We start from the raw sequence: 19,734 nt of genomic DNA, 5'->3' as shown, positions 1-19,734 counted from the left end.
TTGGTTTTTTTTAGGAATGAGTGGCAGTGTTTTTCAGGCGACCGAAGCTCGATGGCTTGCGGGCTCGGGATGGCAGTTCAAGCTCGCCGTTCTCGACGCGTTTGCGCAGGTACTGATAGGTCTGCAGGGCTTGACTCCACATGTGTTCACCAATCGTCAGCGCCTCGTAGACCTGAGCGTCTTTGATGAACGCCGGCAACGGCTTGATCAGCGTGTGGTAGTCGCAGGCGTAAAACAGCGGGAAGCTATAGCGCTCCTGAGCCACCTTGCGCACTCGGTGTGCGGTGGCCACAAAGGTCCCAGCGGTCATGACTTCCAGCATGTCGCCGATGTTCACGACAAACGCATCGGGCATAGGCGGTGCATCGATCCACTGATCCTGGTCGTTCAACACCTCCAACCCCGGCTGATCGGCGTGCAGGATGGTGAAGCACTCGTAGTCGGTATGCGCGCCGATGCCTGGAGCATCCACGGCAGTGGCGTCGAAGGGGTAATGGATCAGCCGCAGCTTGGAAGGCGGACGGGTGACCAGTGCGTCGAAGTAGCCCTCTTCCAGGCCCAGGGCCAGGGCGAAGCCATCGAACAATCGGCGGCCCAGAGCAAACACGGCCTGATAGTAATTTTGTACGGCAGCCTGAAAACCCGGCACGTCGGGCCAGTGGTTCGGGCCCAGCAGCGGCGTTCGACTCAGGAATAGCGGATCGTCCACCGGCACTTCGAAACCGATGTCGAAGGCCTCTTTGTGGTCCGGCTTGCCCTTGGAGTACACCTCCTCACCTTCGGGCACGAAGCCCTTGTGGCTTTCGGAGGCGCCGATGTAATGGCGCATCTTGGTCTCCAGGGGCTGCGCGAAATAATCCTTGCTCGCCTGGCGCAGGCCCTCGATCAGTGCCGGATCAATGCCGTGCCCGGTAATGTACAGAAACCCCACATCGCTGGCGGCACGACCCAGTTGCTCGGCCACGGCGAGGCGATGCTCCAGTTCGATACTGAAGAGGCCGGCGATGTTCACCACCGGAATGCTATTGAAATTGGCCTGGGTCAGCGAAGTCTTATTCATGGTGGGCTCCTTCACAGGTAAAACGGTTGAAGTGTTCGCGCTCGGTTCGCGCCACCCACTGGTTCAAGGTCCAGAGATCGGCCACCGGCATGTTGGTGAAGGGCAAGTGATGCAGATACCCGTCGGCCCCGAACTCTGGGGTCAGGGTGCTGACTGCATAGCCGCGCTGAAATTGAGAAGCCCAGATCGCCTCCCAGTGGCGCTGGTGAAACATCAGTTCACGGGCATATTCCGGGGCGGCGGGATGGGGAACTTGCGGGCCCTGGTCATAACCGACCCGAGCTTGAATGTGATGAACGCGCTCGACGAAGGACGACAGATCGTCGGCCGGGTCGTCCAATAACCGCTCACAGCACACCACCCAATGGCTGATGTCACTGGTGAAACGCAGTTCCGGCAGTTGGCGAATCAGTTCCAGAGTCACCCAAGGGCTGTACAGGGAACGGGCGCGGTGAGTCTCGAAACTGCAGAACACCCCATGCCTGGCGGCTAGCTCCAGGGCCTGACCGAAGAACTCGACCTGCTGCGCCAGAGGCCAGCGGTCATTGCCTGCAAGCAGATTGACGAAACGGGGTGTCAGCTCCGTGGCCCAGCCGAGCTTGCGATCGATGTCGACCAAGTGCTGGGCAGGTGTGGCGCGCTGATCAGGCAAGACATCGTAAGCACTGAACAGGGTGCAGATGTAGGGGACGTGATTGCTGCGCAGGAAAGCGCCAAACTCGCCACGCTCGCTGGCCTGCAGTGGCAGGCGTGCTTCGATCCCATCAAACCCGGCGCCGAGCAGTTCATCCAGAGCGGATGAATGGCTGGCGGTATAGCCCCATAAGGTACGGAAAATCTCTAGCTTCATGCATTCCTCTCGACTGCGTCGGGCCACGAGCGGATTGGGCTGGTGGCGTTGCTGGGCAGTCGAAAAGGGGCTGCTGCGGGCTGCTGCTCTGATGGCTGCGGTCCCATGTGGAGGATCCTAAGGCCATCGTGACAAATGATTGAATAGGCTGTAGCAAATAGTTAGTTCAGAAATCCATGAACTAACATCGACCTGGTGCGTGAACCTGGGACGCCGGTGCACGTCTATCGTGCGTTTCCTAACGACGCCCGGACCAAAGCCGACCAGCTCAACGCCTGACATGTTCCTGTCAGCCTCCGGTCACTCTGACGTCAGATCCTTGCCCCTAAAGTACCCCCAATGACTGCCCTACGGTGCCAGCGTTACAGGCACCAAGGACACATCGCTTTAGCTGGACCTCTTGCCATCAGCCGGAAGGAGAAACGCAATGAGCCATCCTGATGCGCACGTCAGTGCTCTTGATCCATTTACTTGGCAATCGACGCTCGACAGCAATCTGGACAGAAAAGGCCTGTTGCTCCGCCTGTTCGCCGAACAGCGATTCATGGCTGCGCAGGTGCGAACCTGCAAGCTGGATCACAGGGACTATCTGCTTTCGCTGATTGATCCGGCATCGACGGTGAACGATGGCACTCGGCACTCATCAAGCGTCGACGGCCATCGAATGCGGAGCGTCATCACCGAAGCGGCAAAGAAAGCTCATTGGGGCAAGCCCCCAAGACAGGGTCGGGCGCAAGGCATCGCTGCCCACTATGACGCGCAGACCTGCATGGCGGTCGTTCTCGATATCGAAGTGAGCGACGAAGGCCGCTTGATCATTCATGACGCGGTCGTTGTCGCGGACTTGGGTTTCTTGAAGAATCCTGGGCGCGTGCGCTCGCAGCTCGAAGGCGCTTTCATGATGGGGATAGCGTTTGTGACATCCTGCGATTTTGATCCAACCATCGGAGATACCCGGCCTAAACCTGCCTATCGCACCCGTTGGCCACTCGTCTCATGGCTGCCAGGACAGATCGCGGTGCACCTGATCAATCCCACCGGGGCTCTCGAAGCCGGCCAGCCCAGCCAGACCAGTTACGCACCTGTCGCCCGGGCCTTGTGCAATGCGATTTTGAAGGCCACGGGTAACGGTTCGGTCCGGAGCCAGCTAACCATCGCCACAGCAAACCAGCTAAATTAAAGCTTCCAGATCAGATGAGGTTCTGCGCCATGCCTTCAGGATCCAATGTTTATTTCAACAGCCGCGGGCAACGCGGCGCGGACCTGTTCGTAGAAGTGCTTCGCAGCGAGGGTGTACGTTACGTCTTCGGCAATCCGGGAACAACCGAACTGCCTTTGCTCGACGCCCTCTCAGGCGCCTCAGACACCCAATACATCCTCGGCCTCCAAGAGGCCTCAGTCGTAGCGATGGCCGACGGTTATGCGCAGGCATCCGGTCGCCCCGGCTTCGTCAACCTCCACACGGCCGGTGGACTCGGCAATGCAATGGGCGCAATTCTCAACGCGAAGATGGCGAATACGCCGCTTGTCGTCACGGCGGGCCAACAAGACACGCGACATGGCGTGACCGACCCGCTGCTCCACGGAGACCTCGTCGCTCTCGCCCGACCGAGCGTCAAATGGGCGGAAGAAATTCATCATCCCGAACACATCCCGATGCTGCTGCGTCGTGCGTTTCAGGACTGTCGCACGGGGCCGGCCGGCCCGGTTTTCCTTTCCCTGCCGATAAACGTGATGGAGCAACACACGGATGTAACGGCCGGCCCGCCATCGCGAATCGAGCGCGGTGCCGTGACCGGGGCGATTGAGGAATTGGCCGCTGCCTTAGCGGCAATTACCCCCGGTTGTCTGGCGATTATCGTTGGAGAGGAAGTGTTCCAGTCGAGCGCGGAAGTTGAAGCCGTGAAGCTCGCCGAAGCACTCGGCGCGCCGTTGTACGGGCCATCCTGGCCCGGGCATATTCCGTTTCCGACGGCTCATCCGCAGTGGCGGGGAACGCTGCCTGCGAAGGCTTCCGATATCAGGGAGACGTTCTCTGACTTCGACGCAGTCTTCCTGCTCGGCGGCCATTCGTTGATCAGCTATCAATATTCCCAGGGCCCCGCTGTTCCATCTCACTGTCGCCTTATCCAATTGACCGGCGATGGACACCAATTAGGCAGAGTCCACGAGACAGCGCTAGGGCTGATCGGGGATTTAAGACTCTCCTTGCAAACGCTGTTGCCGATACTGGACAAGCAATTGGTCCCTCACAGCGAGGCAATCGCAACGCTGCGAAACGTCGCAGGCCAAGAACGCGATACACGTCGTGCCGACGTCGTCGCTCGCGTCAGTCGCGAATTCAACACGCCGGTGACAACGCCTTTCGTGGCTGCCCACGAGGCTATCCGGGCAATCGGGCCGGACGTCTGGATCGTCGACGAAGCACCCGCCACGATTCCTCATGTCCGTGCCTGCCTGGACTCCCATTCGGCCCGCCAGTATCTTTTTACCCGCAGCGCCATCCTGGGCTGGGGCATGCCGGCGGCTGTCGGTACGTCGCTTGGCCTGGACCGCAGCCCGGTAGTCTGTCTGGTCGGTGATGGCTCGGCAATGTACTCACCGCAAGCACTCTGGACGGCGGCGCATGAACGGCTGCCGATCACGTTCGTTGTCATGAACAACGGCGAATACAACATTTTGAAGAATTACGCTCGTAGCCAGGCGCACTATCTGAGTGCAAGCACTCACCGGTTCATCGGCATGGACCTCTGCGACCCGGCGATCGATTTCCTGGCCCTCGCCTCTTCCATGGGGATCCCTTCCCGCAGGATCGAGCGCGCCGGCGATATTGCAGGAGCTGTCGAAGAAGGTATTCGCTCAGGCTGCCCGAATCTCATTGAACTACCGATCATGCCCTGAAGGAATGGGCGCACCTTGTCCCTGCTGACACTCACCCCAAACACCACGCATCAGTTCCTTCAGCATCAGCGCTTCGCCCCAGCGATCCGTTATATCGCGCCCATCACTCCCCGTGATCGCATAGGGTGGCGGGCCAAGCTCGCAGGTGAAGGACAGGCTCGCGGGTGTGTTCGGTCGCGCCAGCCAATCCTTGATTCCGTAACGCCACCAGCCCAGAAACCGGTCCAACCAAGGGCGATGCTGGGCGAAGGTCAAGGGCACCTGGACCTGCTCACTATTAGCGACCCGCCCGTGAAAACCCCAACTGTGTCGCAAGATGGTGTGAATCTGTTCGTCGTCTTCGGCAGTGGCCGACTCAGGCAGTTCGCGGCCCACGACGTAATGGGACAAGTCAGCCAACAACTTGAGGTCGGGCATCTGCGCGAGCAAGTCGAGAGTGAACAACAGGTCACTGGTGAGACGATAGCGGTGGGTTTCCAGCAGGATCGGAAAGTCCACCTGCTCGGCCAGACGCTGCCAGCCTTCGATCAGGGTGATCGCCTGTGCCAGCGTGCGCGGCCGGACGTCGGCTTGCAGCGTGAGGTGGTGGCAGCCGTAGCGGGAGGCAACCTCAAGCGCTTGCGCCAAGTCACTCACGGTGCGGGGAAACAGTTGACCCTCGATTTGCAGGCCTTGCGCCTTGGCAGCGGCATGCAGACGTTCGGCCTGTGGCGCAATCCAGAAGTGGTCGGTGATCCCATCGAAGCCAGCAGCGGCAATCTTCTCCACCTGCGCCTCAAGGGAAAGATCGCATTGACCACGGTGATCTTGCATGGCCCACAGGGACTGAAATACCAGGAATTCACGCATGTCTGGGCCTTAGCAGATGTTTGAGCGACACATCGGCGTCGGCCAATGCGTCCACAGAGAGTGGGGTCAAGTTGGCAATCAGCCGTTCACACAACTTGATGTCCTTGGCAACGCTGTTGCCCTGCCCCCAACCGCAAGCGCCTTGCAAACGTTGCTCGGTGTCCAGGTAGAACAGCAGCAGACCACCGTCTGCCAGGGTGCGAACGGCCGAAGGTGGCGTCGGTGAGATCACGCCCACCGTCTGCAAGCCCCAGTCGTACTGATCAGACCAGAAGCCGGGAACCCCCTCGAACGGCAACTCGCCGCCCAACAGATTCAATGCCGCGTGACGGCCCTGGGTCTCGGCATTGCGCCAGGTTTCCTGGCGCTGGAATAACGCGTCGGCGTGCAGGCGAAACTCACACACATCGCCAGCGGCAAAGATGTCTGGCGCGCTGGTGCGCAACTGGGCATCGACTCGAATTCCCTGGCCCACCTCAAGCCCCGCCGCCGCGGCCAATTCGATGTTGGGTTGCATGCCGATACCGACCACCACCCAGTCACAGGGCAGCACTTGGCCGTCCACCAGTTGCACCGCCTCAGCGCGTTCGATGCCTTGTACAATTTCAAGCGCTACGTTCAGCCGCACGTCCACGCCCTGTTGCCGATGCAACGCCAACAAGGCCTGGGATACGGCTTCAGGCAAGACTCGCCCGGCCAGTCGTGGCCCGGCTTCCAGCAACGTCACCTGACAGCCCAGGGTTCGGGCCGTTGCCGCCACTTCGAGGCCGATAAAGCCGCCGCCGACAATCACCAGGCGCGTGCCGGGCCTCAATGCGCTGCGCAGGGCCAGGGCTTCGTCATGGGTGCGCAGGTAAAGCACGTTGGCCAGAGATTCAGGCACTTGGGGCAAGCGACGCGCTCTGCCTCCGGTCGCCAGCAGTAATCGGCTGTAGGACAGCCAACGTCCGTCGCTCAATTGCAGGCAGTGGTGCTGCGGATCCAGACTTTTTACCGGGTTGCCCGCCAGGTGTTCGATGTTCAGTTCAGTGAGCCGGCTCTCCCCCCACAGGCTGCAATCGTCCAGGTCCATCGTGCCCTGCAGCAAGCCCTTGGACAGCGGAGGACGCTCGTACGGCCGATGGCGTTCATCGCCGATCAGGATCAGCCGCCCGGTATAACCCTGCTCGCGCAAGGTCAGCGCCGCGCGGCCACCGGCATGGCCGGCGCCGACGATAATCAGTGGAGCATTCATGGCGTGCACTCCTGGCGGTCAAGCCGAAATGGCGAGCAGAACCCGCCCCCCGTCGACCCGTACCGGATAGGTCTTGAGATTGACGCACACTGGCGCCCCCAGGGCTTTGCCGTTGCGATAGTCAAAGCGCCCGTTGTGCTTGGGGCACTCGATGACGTGGTCCATCACCAGGCCGTCAGCCAGGTGGATCGACTCGTGAGTACACAGGCCGGCAGTGGCGAAAAACTCGTTGTCAGCAGAGCGGTAGATGGCGTAGGTATGCGGACCGTGGTCGAAGCGAATGACGTCTTCTTCATTGATTTCGCCCACGGCGCAGACATCGATCCATTGATCGTTCATGGCGTTTTCTCTTGTTCGGGATACAGCCGGAAGGTGTCAGCCCAGCGTGGCTTCAGCCTGTGGATGAGCGTCGGTGGCAGGCCTTGAGCTACCGACGGGGCGTCGCACGAAATACGTCGGGTCCTTGCGCTGCTTCAAGAGGGTCGGAATGATTTCCTTGAAGGCCTCGCCTATGTTGGCGTAAGGCGGCGGGCAGTCGTGGCGGATCTCTTCATGGAGTTGCGCCAGGGCGTGGTACGGCACCATCGGGTACATGTGGTGCTCAAGGTGATAATTCATGTTCATGTACAGAAAGCGCAGCACTCGGTTCATATAGATGGTGCGGCAGTTGCTGCGGTGGTCGAGCACGTCTTCCGCCAGGCCCACATGTTGGGTGAGGCCAAACAGGTAGGACAACCAGCCGCCATACAGGATGGGCAGGCCGATATACATCAGCGGCAACCAGCTGTGCAGGTAAAGCGCCGCGCCAAAGACAACGGCGTAAATCACGAGCCAGATACGGGCCGCCAGGAACACTTTGGACCATTCGGACTCAGGGATGAAGGTCTGTTCCTGGGCATCCATTTTGCCAACCGCGTGCCGGCACACGCCTCCCATCGTCTTCAGCAGCAACGGGATCTGGAACAGGCTCAGCAGCATCATGAACAAGCTCGGTGGACGCGGTTCGACGATTTCCGGATCGCGGCCAACGACGATGGTGTCGGTATGGTGCCGGGCATGGCTCCAGCGCCACACATGGGGCTCGAACATGCACATGAAGCTCGCCACCTGGTAGAGCGCGTCATTCATCCAGCGGGTCTTGAAGGCGGTGCCGTGACCGGCTTCATGCCAGCGCGGGTTGGAGGCGGTGGCGTACAAAACCCCATACGCCAGGAAAAACGGCACACAAGCCCAAGTGCCCCAGAACCAGTAGCCGCCGAAGCCGGTGACCACCAGGGTCAGCAGCCAGATGGCGGTGTCGAGCAAGGCCGGGCCGTCGCGGCGCTGCATCAGTTGCTTCATGCGTTGACGGGAAATGGGCGACTGGTACCAACTGGCCGATACAAGACCTTTTTCGGCCGCGCGGGCGGCTTCAGGGCCGGTCAGGCGATAGTCCCGGGGAGAGGCTGTGTTGTCTTGAGGCATTGTTATTGTTCTCCGCAAGCGTGAGAGGTCAGGTGCTTTGCGTAAAAAAATATAGAGAGCGTGGAAGCTACCCTCAAGGTCTTGAATACATTCCCTATCAAGCTATCATCCAGCTCCTACAGGGCTTGATAGTTTTCTATCAAGACGCGTTGAAGGCTCATCATGAATAACAATAAACGCCCCACCATCGCCACGGTCGCCCAACACGCAGGCTTAAGTGTCGCCACCGTCGACCGTGTGCTCAACGCTCGTGCTCCGGTTAATCCAGCCACTGCCGAACAGGTGCTTCAGGCCGCCGAAGCCGTGGGTTATTTTGCCGCGCGGCTGATCGGCCAACGCATTCTCGAACGTCGCCCCACGTACCGCTTCGGCATCCTGCTGCTGGGCACCGCCCAGGCGTTCTACGCCAACCTGGCCCAAGCCATCACCGAGGCCGCGCAGCGCCAGGCCGGGGCCAACCTGACCTGCCAATTCGAATACGTTTTTGATCGCACCCCCAGCGCCATCATTGCCCAGATCGAACAGTTGGCGGTGCAATGCGACGGCCTGGCGGTGGTCAGCTTCGCCCACCCGCAGATCAACGCCGCCCTTGCCCAGATTCGCGAAGCCGGCGTGCCCGTGGTGGCATTGCTGTCGGGCATTCATGAGGCGGCGGCCGAGCCCTATGTCGGCCAGGACAATCAGGTAGTCGGGCGCACGATGGGCTGGCTATTGGCCCGCACCTGTGGCGCGCGCAAAGGCAGCATCGGCGTTCTGCTCGGTGGCCATCGCTTTCTTGGCCACCAGGAGCGGGTCGAAGGTTTGCACAGCTACTTGGCCGAACACGCACCTGGGCTGCGCCCGCTGGAGCCGCTGATCAATCTGGACAACTGCGACATCACCGAAGAAGCAACCCTCGACCTGCTGGTTAGGCATGACGATTTGCGCGGGCTATGCGTGGTAGGTGGCGGTGGCGACGGGATTATCAACGCGTTGGCGCAACTGCCCAAGCGCCCGACGCTGTGCTGCATTTTGCAGGAGTCCACCGAACTGTCACGCCAAGCCCTGGCCCAGGGTTTGGTCGACGTGGTGATCGACTCTCAGCCACGCCAGACTGCAACGGCGCTAGTGAATCTACTGGTGGAATTGCAGACTGCGGAGCAGTTCGATCCTGTGCGTCACCGGGTGCATATTCCGCTGCAGATTGTGACATCGGAGAATTCCCAAAGCTGAGGGGCTGGCGGCACAACCTGTTCGCCCCTCGATGAGTCGCTTTTTGAATCCTGGAGCGGGAAACGAGACTCGCATCTGGTGTCCGACTCATTGAAATCTAAGGGGTTTCTTTTCTTGCCGGAGCAGGAAAAGACTTAATTCTGGACTTGTTTTTGAAGGGCTTCAAGGGCCAAGGAGAAGTTGCCACCCGGCTCGCTGGTCATCACCACACACCCTTCCCCGCTCATATGTGATGCCTCGTCCTCCTTGGCGGCGTTGAAAAGCAAGTCGATGTTGTTGCAGACCAGCACTGCCCGCAGGTCTTGCACCCGTTGTGGCTTTATCCGGAAGTTGCCAGTTCAAGTTTGCCGGTGGATGGCACCCGGTATAACAGGCAATTCTGGCTGCTCATTTCGCTGGCGTTCACGGGCGCACCCTGGGCCTGGAATAGGCCGGAGCACCCACCAGAAAGAAACGGAAAGCGCCCCTCGCCGCGCCACCACGCGAGAGTCACTCAACTCACCGGTCCTGACCACCTCCACGCTCTATCCTTGAGTTTTTGCGCTTGGCCAACCATTCGATAGATGATGCCTTACTCGCCCCGTACGGGAATGAAAGTCGACTGCCTAAAAAAAAACTCCCCCCCCCTAAAGTTCCTCCCACGGGCGGCCGATATGGAGACGCCCTGGCTCTTTTGCAGCGCCAGCCCAAGGAATGGAGATGACGGCAGATACGCCCAGGCGTTCTGCGGTTGCGCAGGCATGTCTCACGAGCGGGCTGGCAGCAATAGATAAGCATCCCAACAAATAAAACATCCAGGGGCGAAACGGTGAAAGAGATCAAACCACGAAGTGATGTATCTCCAGTGTCACGCAACAGGATTTTTGCCCTTGAACAACGGATGCTTTTCGACGGCGCGGCGGCGGTCATCGCCGATACTGCCGTCGTGTCGCGTAGCGGGGCCGAAGATGCCTCGGTAGCGATAAGCGGCATCAGTGTCAGCGATACCGATAGCGCCACCCAGCACGTCACCTTGAATGCCAGCCACGGCACGCTGAACCTGGCCAGTACCAGTGGCCTCACCGGTTTGAGCGGCAATGGCGGCGCCAATATCAGTTTCAGCGGCTCCCTGGCAGACATCAATGCGGCCCTGAACGGCATGTCTTTCAGGGGCGACAGCGACTTCAATGGCGCCGCCTCGTTCACCTTGACCAGCAACGACGGCAGCAATACCACCAGCAAGACCATCGATGTCAACCTGACCCCCGTCAACGATGCCCCGGCGATTTCCGGCAGTGGCCCGGCGCTGCAAGTGGACGAAGGGGGGTCGGCGAATTTCTCGGCGCCAGTCAACTCCGCCGACGGCAAGGGCTTCACCCAAGGCAACCTGGGGATGACCGATGTCGATAACGTACAGCAACAGGTCATCGTCAAGCTCACCGCCCTGGCCAGCGAGGGTACCTTGTTGCTCAACGGCAAGGAGCTTGGGGTTGGATCAAGCTTTTCCATCGACCAGATCGCCAATCTCAGTTATCGCCACAACGGCAACCAGGTCATCGACCCCGCCGGCCTTACAGACAATTTCACGATTACCATCGACGATGGCGCCGGTGGTGTCATTCACGACCAGACCGTGCAGGTCCACATCAACCCGGTGAACCAGACGCCGACATCGAGCGGCACTATCACGGTTATCGAGGGCGAGCAAAGCATCAGCCTGACCGACAATGGCAACCTGATCAGCCCGATCGGCACGCCGCGTGGAACCATTCAGATCAGCGATCCCGACCAGGCCCCAGGCGTCGATTTCACGTATTCACTCAATTCCCTGCCGACCCGCGGCACCTTGCGCTATGACGGTGTGGTGATCACCGACAGCACGTTCGTCATCCAGGACCTGAGCAAGCTGACCTACAGTCACGACGGCAGCGAGGCCAGCGGGGCCGGCACCACCGACAGCTTCCTGCTGAATGTCACCGATGACGGCGGCGGCACGCATGCGCCTATAACGTCCACGTTGACTGTCAATCTCACCATTCTGCCGAACAACGACGATCCGGTGCTGGATCACAGCATCGACCAGAACCTGGATCCCGGGGAAACGACCCGTGTCATTACCAGCGGCATGTTGCAGATCACCGACAATGATTCTTTCAATTCCAGCCTGAGGTACACGCTCACCGCCGTGCCGGACAGAAATGTCGGCTATTTCACCCTCAACGGCGGGTTGCTGGTGGTGGGGTCGAGTTTTACCCAGGCCGACATCAACGCAGGCAACGTGGTCTACCACGTCAGGGACTACACCGGCGCGGCGCGAACCGACAGCATCAGTTTCACCGTCAAGGACGGTGGTGTGCGCCTGTATCCAAGCTCACGCGATGGCGGTATCTACGACACCGACGCAGCCAACAGTTCGCTGACGGTCAATACGTTCAACATCAACGTGCCAGCCCAGCCATCGACGGGGCCGGGCGCGCTTCCTGCGGATCCTTCGCCCAACCTGGCGCCGGTCAGCGGCGGCGACAAAACCGCGACGATCGATGAAGCCGGCAGCTACACGCTGACCGCCGCGGACCTCAGTACCACCGACGACTTCACCCCCGCCAACGGGTTGACCTACCGGGTACTGGTGACGCCGGGCAGTGGCACCCTGCTGCTCAACGGGGTCGCGATTGGTGCATTTGGCACCTTCACTCAAGCCGACGTGAACAACGGACTCGTTACGTTCCAGCACAGCGGCGATGAACATTTCGTCGACAGCTTCCAATTCTCGGTTTCCGATGGGACGCTGACCACCGCCACCGAGAATTTCAGCCTGAGTATCGTGCCGAAGAACGACACACCGACCGCAACCAACGATGATCGGGTGTTCACTAACGAGGGCGGCACCGTCACCATTACCGGCAGCAATATTGTGGTCGTCGACAGCGACAGGCAGGCCGACGCCAGCGGCGGTACCCAATACGCCACGACCAATGATGTGGTCCTGCGAATCAGCGCGCTACCGCAATTCGGCCACCTGACGCTTGGCGGCGTGACCGTGACATTGAACCAGACCGTCACCGCGGCGCAACTGGCCGCGGGCGATCTGAAGTACGTCCATGACGGCAGTGAAAATTTCACCGATAGCTTCACCGTGGTGCCGATAGACGACCAGGGCGTGGCCGTCGCAACGGGTACCAATCAATCGAGTACGGGTTCGGCGCTGGTGGTGCCGATCACTGTTTCACCGGTCAACGATGCCCCCGTGTTCAGCTCTAAATCCCAACTGGTCGCAGGTGAGGCAGGCGCTATCAACGAAGGTCAATCGGCAATCATTGGCGGCGCTTCGAGTTATGCCAATGCCGATGGCTCCGGCACGGTGAATGGCACGGTGGCCGGCGCGCACCTGGCGTACGGCGATGACGACAACTCCAGCGTGCAGCGTCAATACCGGCTCACCGCCATTCCGACCCACGGCCGCTTGATGCTCAATGGCGGCGTTCTGGGGCTCGGCTCGGTATTCACCCAAGCCGACCTGGATGCCAATCGCGTCACTTATCAGCATGACGGCAGCGAAACCAGTAACGACTCGTTTTCCTACATCGTCAGTGATGGCGATTACAGCGCCAACGATAACGGCTCATTTGCCCAAGGCATCGCCGCCACGGCATCGACCTACAACATCGAGATTCTGCCGACCAACGACAAGCCAACGGTGACCGCTCCATCCAGCCCGGTCAATATCGACAGCACCACCGCCGGTAACAATCCCGTGGGCGGATTCTCGGTGGGCGACCTGGATGACTTGAGCGGCGTCGGCACGCAAGATGCGGTGCAGGTCATCGTGCGCCTGACTCAGACTAACGGCAGCGCTTTTACCGCGGGCCAATATGCCGGCGTCACCCTCTCCGTCGACCTGGGCGGCGGTGCCACCCGAGATGGCGACAAAGACGGTAACGGTGATTACCTGGTGTTGCGCGGTACCCGCGCCGAGGTGAACGCGGCGTTGGCTACCCTCACCGCCAGCGTCAACGACCCCAGCAACGAGGACCATCAGTACCGCATTCAGGTGGTCGTCGACGACCGGCTGCGAGATGCGGGCGGCAACCTGACGGCGGGGGCCAATGGCGGCAGCGAAAACCAGGCGGCCACGCCTGGCGGCGCCGGGCAACCGGTATCCACCGTGGAATTCGACGGTTACGCCGACAGCGTCTCCAGCACCGATCTCAACCTGGCCCAGGCCAGCGTGCTGGTACGCGTCTCGACGATAAATGACGTGCCCAGCGTCAGCATCCCGGCTTCCCAGCAGATCAACGAAGACCGCCCGACGGCCATCACCGGCATCTCGGTGGTCGATACCGAGTCCACGGCGCTCAACGTCCCCGTCACGGTGACGGTCAGCGTCCCATCGGGTGAAGGCGTGCTGGGTATCGCCGGCGCAGGCACCCAGACCACCATCACCCTGGCGTCAGGCCGTACGGTCAGCATCAGTGGGGACAATAGCAACAGCGTGACCCTGATCGGGCGGGCGGACGATATCCAGTCGCTGTTGAACGACGCCAGCACTGGCTTGCTCTATACCAGCGCAGCCAACGCCAACCACGACTACAACGGTGTAGCCGCCGGTGACGTGACCCTCAGTGTGCGATTGGACGAAGGCGCCGCCGCCATCGGCGGTGACATTGGAAGTGGCAGCGTTGCGTCGCCCGCCCAGACCAGCGAATTGGCCATAACCCTGCAGGCCACCAACGACGCCCCCACCGTAACGACGGGCAGCGGCAGCCTGGCGGTAGGCCAAGGCGGTGTGGCGGTGGCCGTGCCCGGGTTTTCGGTCGTTGATCGAGATTACAACGATGGCGCAGGGATTACCGCGCCGCCAGGCGAGAGTGCTTCGCCAGAACAGGACTTCATTCAAGTCACCGTGCGCCTGACCGATGCCAACGGCGTGCCGCTGAGCCAGGCGGCCTACGCCGACATTCTCTTGGGGTCGAGCAGCTCACCCGCGCAAGACCCTACGAGCTTTGAAATCGATGACACCCACTCCGGCAGCGGCAGCGCACTGGTCATCCGCGGCAGCCTGGCGAATGTAAACGCCTATCTCGCAGGGTTGCAGGTGACGCTCAGCGGCGCCCTTGCCAACACCGATACCAGCTACCAGGTGCAGGTGATTGCCGACGACCGCGTTCGCGATGTGTCCACCGGCGTCCTGGATGCCGACGGTCTGGCCAACGGTGGTTTGAATCCGTCCGGTGCCTCGGTCGTCGCTGCGCCCACGACCGTTATCGATCCCTATGCAGCCTTGCCTGGCTCGTTGACACTCAATATGGGCAGCAACACCCGGACCCTGTTCGTCTCCGGTATCAACGACCCGACCCAGATTACCGCCAGCGATGTCATCGTCAAGGAAGGCTCGACCACCCTGAACCTGAGCGGCAGCGTCGGCGGTTTCAGCATCGATGATTCGGACGACAACGGTGCCAATACCTTTTCGGCGACCATTCATGTCAGCCAAGGCGTGATCTCCGGCGTGGGCGGCAGCGGAGGCTCGATCAGTGGCCTTGGCAGCGACACGATCACTATCACCGGGGCCACCGAGGCTCAAGTCAATGCTCGCCTGCAAGCCTTGACCATTACCTACCCGACGGCCGCGGGCGCTCCGGCGGGTAGCGATTACACGGGCAGCTTCACGGTGACGGTCTCGGTCAACGATGGCGGCAGCACCGGCCAGCGTCCCGCAAGCTTGAACGGCGACACTGACGACGCGAGCCAAAACCCGGGGGACTTTGACTACGCCGACGGCACCAGCGCCGAGCTGATCACCACGCGCACGATCAATGTGACGGTCAGGCCTGTCAACGATGCCCCCCTCGCCTCCGGCCTCGACAGCTCGAAAACCGCGACCAAGGGTGGAGACCCTGTTCGCCTGGATGCCGATGGCAATGTGACCGTCAGTGATCTGGAGCTGGACTTGAGCGCTGACAAATGGCAAGGCGCGACCCTGACCATCAACCGTCAGGGCGGCGGCAATGCCGACGATGTCTTTGGCTTTTTCGACAGCGACACGGGCGACGCTACGATCGGTGTCCAGGTCAGCGGCGGTAATCTGCTCGTCGACGGCGTGGTGGTCGGCACTGTCAACAATGCCTCGGGCACCCTGCAAGTAACCTTCAACGCCAATGCCGACAGCTCAGTGATCGGCAAGGTCATGGGCGCCGTCACCTACAGCAATCTCAATGCCTCGACGTCGACCAGCGCGGACGTGAACCTTGACTTCGTGCTCAATGACCAGAATCCGAATACCACCGACAGCGGCACTGCCGGCAGCGGCCAGGACCAGGGCGCCGAAGGGCAGAAGATTGCGACCCACTCAATCACCATTCATCTCAATACCGCACCGGTTGCCGTAAACGACGGCCTGCACACCGTCCAGCAAGGCAACCCGGCCAGCGGCAACGTGCTGCCCAACGACACCGACCCTGAGGGCAACCCTCTGAGCGTCGCCGGGTTCAGCGTCGCGGGTGTGGTCGGCAGCTTCAATCCGGGCGATACCGCAACCATCACCGGCGTCGGCACCCTGACCCTCAACGCCGATGGCAGCTACCTGTTCACGCCGGTCCCGACCTACCACGGCGACGTGCCGGTGGTGACCTACAGCATCACCGATGGCGCGGGCGGTACCGACAGTGCCGACCTGACCATTCGAGTCAACGCACCACCGCTGGCGGTGGACGATGGCCTGCACACCGTCCAGCAAGGCAACCCGGCCAGCGGCACTGTGCTGCCCAATGACACCGATCCGGACGGCAACCCTCTGAGCGTCACCGGGTTCAGCGTCGCGGGTGTGGTCGGCAGCTTCAATCCGGGCGATACCGCAACCATCACCGGCGTCGGCACCCTGACCCTCAACGCCGATGGCAGCTACCTGTTCACCCCGATCCCGACCTACCACGGCGACGTGCCGGTGGTGACCTACAGCATCACCGATGGCGCGGGCGGTAGCGACAGTGCCGACCTGACCCTCCGAGTCAACGTGCCACCGGTGGCGGTGGACGACGGTTTGCAAACCGTCCAGCAAGGCAACCCAGCCAGCGGCAACGTGCTGCCCAACGACACCGATCCGGAGGGCAACCCTCTGAGCGTCGCCGGGTTCACTGTCGCGGGTGTGGTCGGCAGCTTCAATCCGGGCGATACCGCGACCATCACCGGCGTCGGCACCCTGACCCTGAACGCCGATGGCAGCTACCTGTTCACGCCGATCCCGACCTACCACGGCGACGTGCCGGTGGTGACCTACAGCATCACCGATGGCACGGGCGGTACCGACAGTGCCGACCTGACCATTCGAGTCAACGCGCCCCCGGTGGCGGTGGACGATGGCCTGCACACCGTCCAGCAAGGCAACCCGGCCAGCGGCAATGTGTTGCCCAACGACACCGACCCTGAGGGCAACCCGCTGAGCGTCAACGGGTTCACCGTCGCGGGCGTGGTCGGCAGCTTCAATCCGGGCGATACCGCGACCATTACCGGCGTCGGCACCCTGACCTTGAATGCCGATGGCAGCTACCTGTTCACGCCAATCCCGACCTACCACGGCGATGTACCGGTGGTGACCTACAGCATCACCGATGGCGCGGGCGGGAGCGACAGTGCCGACCTGACCCTTCGGGTCAACGCGCCACCCGTGGCGGTGGACGATGGCCTGCACACCGTCCAGCAAGGCAACCCGGCCAGCGGCACTGTGCTGCCCAACGACACCGATCCGGACGGCAACCCTCTGAGCGTCACCGGGTTCACCGTCGCGGGTGTGGTCGGCAGCTTCAATCCGGGCGACACCGCAACCATCACCGGCGTCGGCACCCTGACCCTGAACGCCGATGGCAGCTACCTGTTCACGCCGATCCCGACCTACCACGGCGACGTGCCGGTGGTGACCTACAGCATCACCGATGGCGCGGGCGGTACCGACAGTGCCGACCTGACCATTCGAGTCAACGCGCCCCCGGTGGCGGTGGACGACGGTTTGCAAACCGTCCAGCAAGGCAACCCAGCCAGCGGCAACGTGCTGCCCAACGACACCGATCCGGAGGGCAACCCGCTGAGCGTCAACGGGTTTACCGTCGCGGGCGTGGTCGGCAACTTCAATCCGGGCGATACCGCGACCATCACCGGCGTCGGCACCCTGACCTTGAATGCCGATGGCAGCTACCTGTTCACGCCAATCCCGACCTACCACGGCGATGTACCGGTGGTGACCTACAGCATCACCGATGGCGCGGGCGGGAGCGACAGTGCCGACCTGACCCTTCGGGTCAACGCGCCACCCGTGGCGGTGGACGATGGCCTGCACACCGTCCAGCAAGGCAACCCGGCCAGCGGCACTGTGCTGCCCAACGACACCGATCCGGACGGCAACCCTCTGAGCGTCACCGGGTTCACCGTCGCGGGTGTGGTCGGCAGCTTCAATCCGGGCGACACCGCAACCATCACCGGCGTCGGCACCCTGACCCTGAACGCCGATGGCAGCTACCTGTTCACGCCGATCCCGACCTACCACGGCGACGTGCCGGTGGTGACCTACAGCATCACCGATGGCGCGGGCGGTACCGACAGTGCCGACCTGACCATTCGGGTCAACGCGCCACCGATGGCGGTGGACGACGGTTTGCAAACCGTCCAGCAAGGCAACCCAGCCAGCGGCAACGTGCTGCCCAACGACACCGATCCGGAGGGCAACTCTCTGAGCGTCACCGGGTTCACCGTCGCGGGTGTGGTCGGCAGCTTCAATCCGGGCGATACCGCGACCATCACCGGCGTCGGCACCCTGACCCTGAACGCCGATGGCAGCTACCTGTTCACGCCGATCCCGACCTACCACGGCGATGTACCGGTGGTGACCTACAGCATCACCGATGGCGCGGGCGGTACCGACAGTGCCAATCTGACGATTCGGGTCAATTCCAGGCCAATCGCCAACGATGATGGGGTGTTGCTGACAGACCGCGACACGCCGATTCCGTCCATTGACGTGTTAGGCAACGACACCGATCCGAGCGGCCACCCACTGACCGTGACTCACGCCCAGAGCCCGGACGGCAGCGTCTCGATCAATCCTGACGGCACCTTGAATTTCACACCGGCCTCCGGTGTCACCGGCGATGTCACCATCACCTACGTGATCAGCGATGGGCTCGGTGGTAGCGACACCGCGCAGGTGCGCATCCATGTCAACGAGCCCCCCGTGGCCGTGAATGACGGCGTGCACAGTGCACCGCAAGGAGACTCCATCAGCGGCAACCTGCTCGGCAACGACAGTGACCCGGAGAACGATGCGATTCATGTGGTCGATTTCAACATCGAGGGTGTGCCCGGCACTCATGCAGCGGGCAACAGCGTGGTGATCCCAGGTGTCGGCACTCTTACGGTGAACCTCGATGGCAGCTTCGCGTTTGCGCCGAACGATAACTATCTCGGAGCGGTACCGACGATCAATTATCGGATCACCGACGACCATGGCGGCTTCTCCACCGCGCAATTGAGGCTGCGCATGGATTCGTCGATATTGCCGCTGCCGCCGACGTCCGTAGGCGCGCCGGATCGAAACTTGCCCACAGGCGACGTCCTGCGTCATGAATACCCGGATTGGCAACTTGATTCGTTGAGTGTGCGGCGTTCCATGGTGCCAGGCTTGTTCGTCACGCTCCCCGTAACGGACTCACAAATCCAGGCGAGCGATCGACTCGACCCACTGCGCTCCGGCTACAGCGAGACCCGCAATGGCGAAATTCGCTCTGAATCGATTGGTATCGGCCTCGGTTTTGTTCCAGATCTGCACGTAACATTTGCGGTACAGGATTCGCAAAAAACCATCGATTACCAGGAAGGGTCACTCAAGTTCAAGGACAGCCTGTACTTCACCGGTGGCAATAGCTTATTCGGCGATTTCGATGCCCTGCTGCCCCGTACCGACGAGGCCCCGGCAAAAGACATCAAGCCCGATCAAGCGTCCGGCCAACCCAAAGCCGCCGCTTCTTTCAGCGATCAGGTCAGCAAGGCCGCCAAGCAGCGCCAACCTCACTTGCCTGTTCAAGACCTCGGATTATCAACGCCACAGCGCAAAGTCTGACTCACTGTCCTCAACTCTCATAAAAACGGTAATCACATGTGCTTGATGGAAAAAAATCGTTCAGTGCTCGGCGCAGGCTT

Annotated in this window: 10 protein-coding genes; 4 read left to right on the top strand and 6 right to left on the bottom strand. The window is 61.3% G+C overall.

Features of this window, described 5'->3' with window-relative positions; all coding sequences use genetic code 11:
* Positions 1-10 precede the first annotated feature (10 nt).
* Both AC515T_RS11730 and AC515T_RS11725 read right to left on the bottom strand, forming a co-directional pair.
* Positions 11-1,060, bottom strand: a complete 1,050-nt coding sequence (locus tag AC515T_RS11730; RefSeq protein ID WP_496532595.1) for an isopenicillin N synthase family dioxygenase — start codon at positions 1,058-1,060, stop codon at positions 11-13.
* Complete coding sequence (locus AC515T_RS11725) at positions 1,053-1,910, bottom strand: sugar phosphate isomerase/epimerase family protein (RefSeq protein WP_496532594.1); 858 nt, start codon at positions 1,908-1,910, stop codon at positions 1,053-1,055. Before AC515T_RS11725 ends, AC515T_RS11730 begins: the two co-directional genes overlap by 8 nt.
* Before the next feature lie 427 nt (positions 1,911-2,337).
* Between AC515T_RS11725 and AC515T_RS11720 the strand changes: the two genes are divergently transcribed.
* Together AC515T_RS11720 and AC515T_RS11715 are read left to right on the top strand one after the other, a co-directional pair.
* Positions 2,338-3,090, top strand: coding sequence for a molybdopterin cofactor-binding domain-containing protein (locus AC515T_RS11720; protein ID WP_496532593.1), 753 nt, complete (start codon positions 2,338-2,340; stop codon positions 3,088-3,090).
* A 29-nt stretch (positions 3,091-3,119) separates the two neighbouring features.
* Complete coding sequence (locus AC515T_RS11715) at positions 3,120-4,811, top strand: thiamine pyrophosphate-binding protein (RefSeq protein ID WP_496532592.1); 1,692 nt, start codon at positions 3,120-3,122, stop codon at positions 4,809-4,811.
* Here the strand turns inward: AC515T_RS11715 and AC515T_RS11710 are convergent.
* From AC515T_RS11710 to AC515T_RS11695, 4 genes are read right to left on the bottom strand one after another with little or no spacing between them, the layout of a single operon-like run.
* Positions 4,794-5,660: a sugar phosphate isomerase/epimerase family protein gene (locus AC515T_RS11710; RefSeq protein WP_496532591.1), complete on the bottom strand. Its 867-nt coding sequence runs from the start codon at positions 5,658-5,660 to the stop codon at positions 4,794-4,796. The genes AC515T_RS11715 and AC515T_RS11710 overlap by 18 nt on opposite strands.
* Positions 5,653-6,903 (bottom strand): NAD(P)/FAD-dependent oxidoreductase, encoded by a 1,251-nt coding sequence (locus AC515T_RS11705; RefSeq protein WP_496532590.1) that lies wholly within the window; start codon positions 6,901-6,903, stop codon positions 5,653-5,655. The genes AC515T_RS11710 and AC515T_RS11705 overlap by 8 nt, the downstream gene beginning before the upstream one ends.
* Before the next feature lie 9 nt (positions 6,904-6,912).
* The gene (locus tag AC515T_RS11700) at positions 6,913-7,233 is read right to left on the bottom strand and encodes a MocE family 2Fe-2S type ferredoxin (RefSeq protein WP_076384093.1); all 321 of its coding nucleotides are present in this window, start codon (positions 7,231-7,233) and stop codon (positions 6,913-6,915) included.
* 36 nt (positions 7,234-7,269) lie between these two features.
* A complete protein-coding gene (locus AC515T_RS11695; RefSeq protein ID WP_496532589.1) occupies positions 7,270-8,358 on the bottom strand; it encodes a fatty acid desaturase family protein in 1,089 nt (362 codons plus the stop codon).
* A gap of 162 nt (positions 8,359-8,520) precedes the next feature.
* Here AC515T_RS11695 and AC515T_RS11690 point away from each other — a divergent pair, with 162 nt between their 5' ends.
* Positions 8,521-9,570: a LacI family DNA-binding transcriptional regulator gene (locus tag AC515T_RS11690; protein ID WP_496532588.1), complete on the top strand. Its 1,050-nt coding sequence runs from the start codon at positions 8,521-8,523 to the stop codon at positions 9,568-9,570.
* A gap of 880 nt (positions 9,571-10,450) precedes the next feature.
* A complete protein-coding gene (locus tag AC515T_RS11685; protein WP_496532587.1) occupies positions 10,451-19,654 on the top strand; it encodes a cadherin-like domain-containing protein in 9,204 nt (3,067 codons plus the stop codon).
* Positions 19,655-19,734: the final 80 nt, after the last annotated feature.

This window comes from Pseudomonas sp. FSO-7 (genome assembly GCF_059579345.1).
Note: the sequence above shows the minus strand (reverse complement) of the source record. Positions and strands in the feature narration are given on the sequence as shown.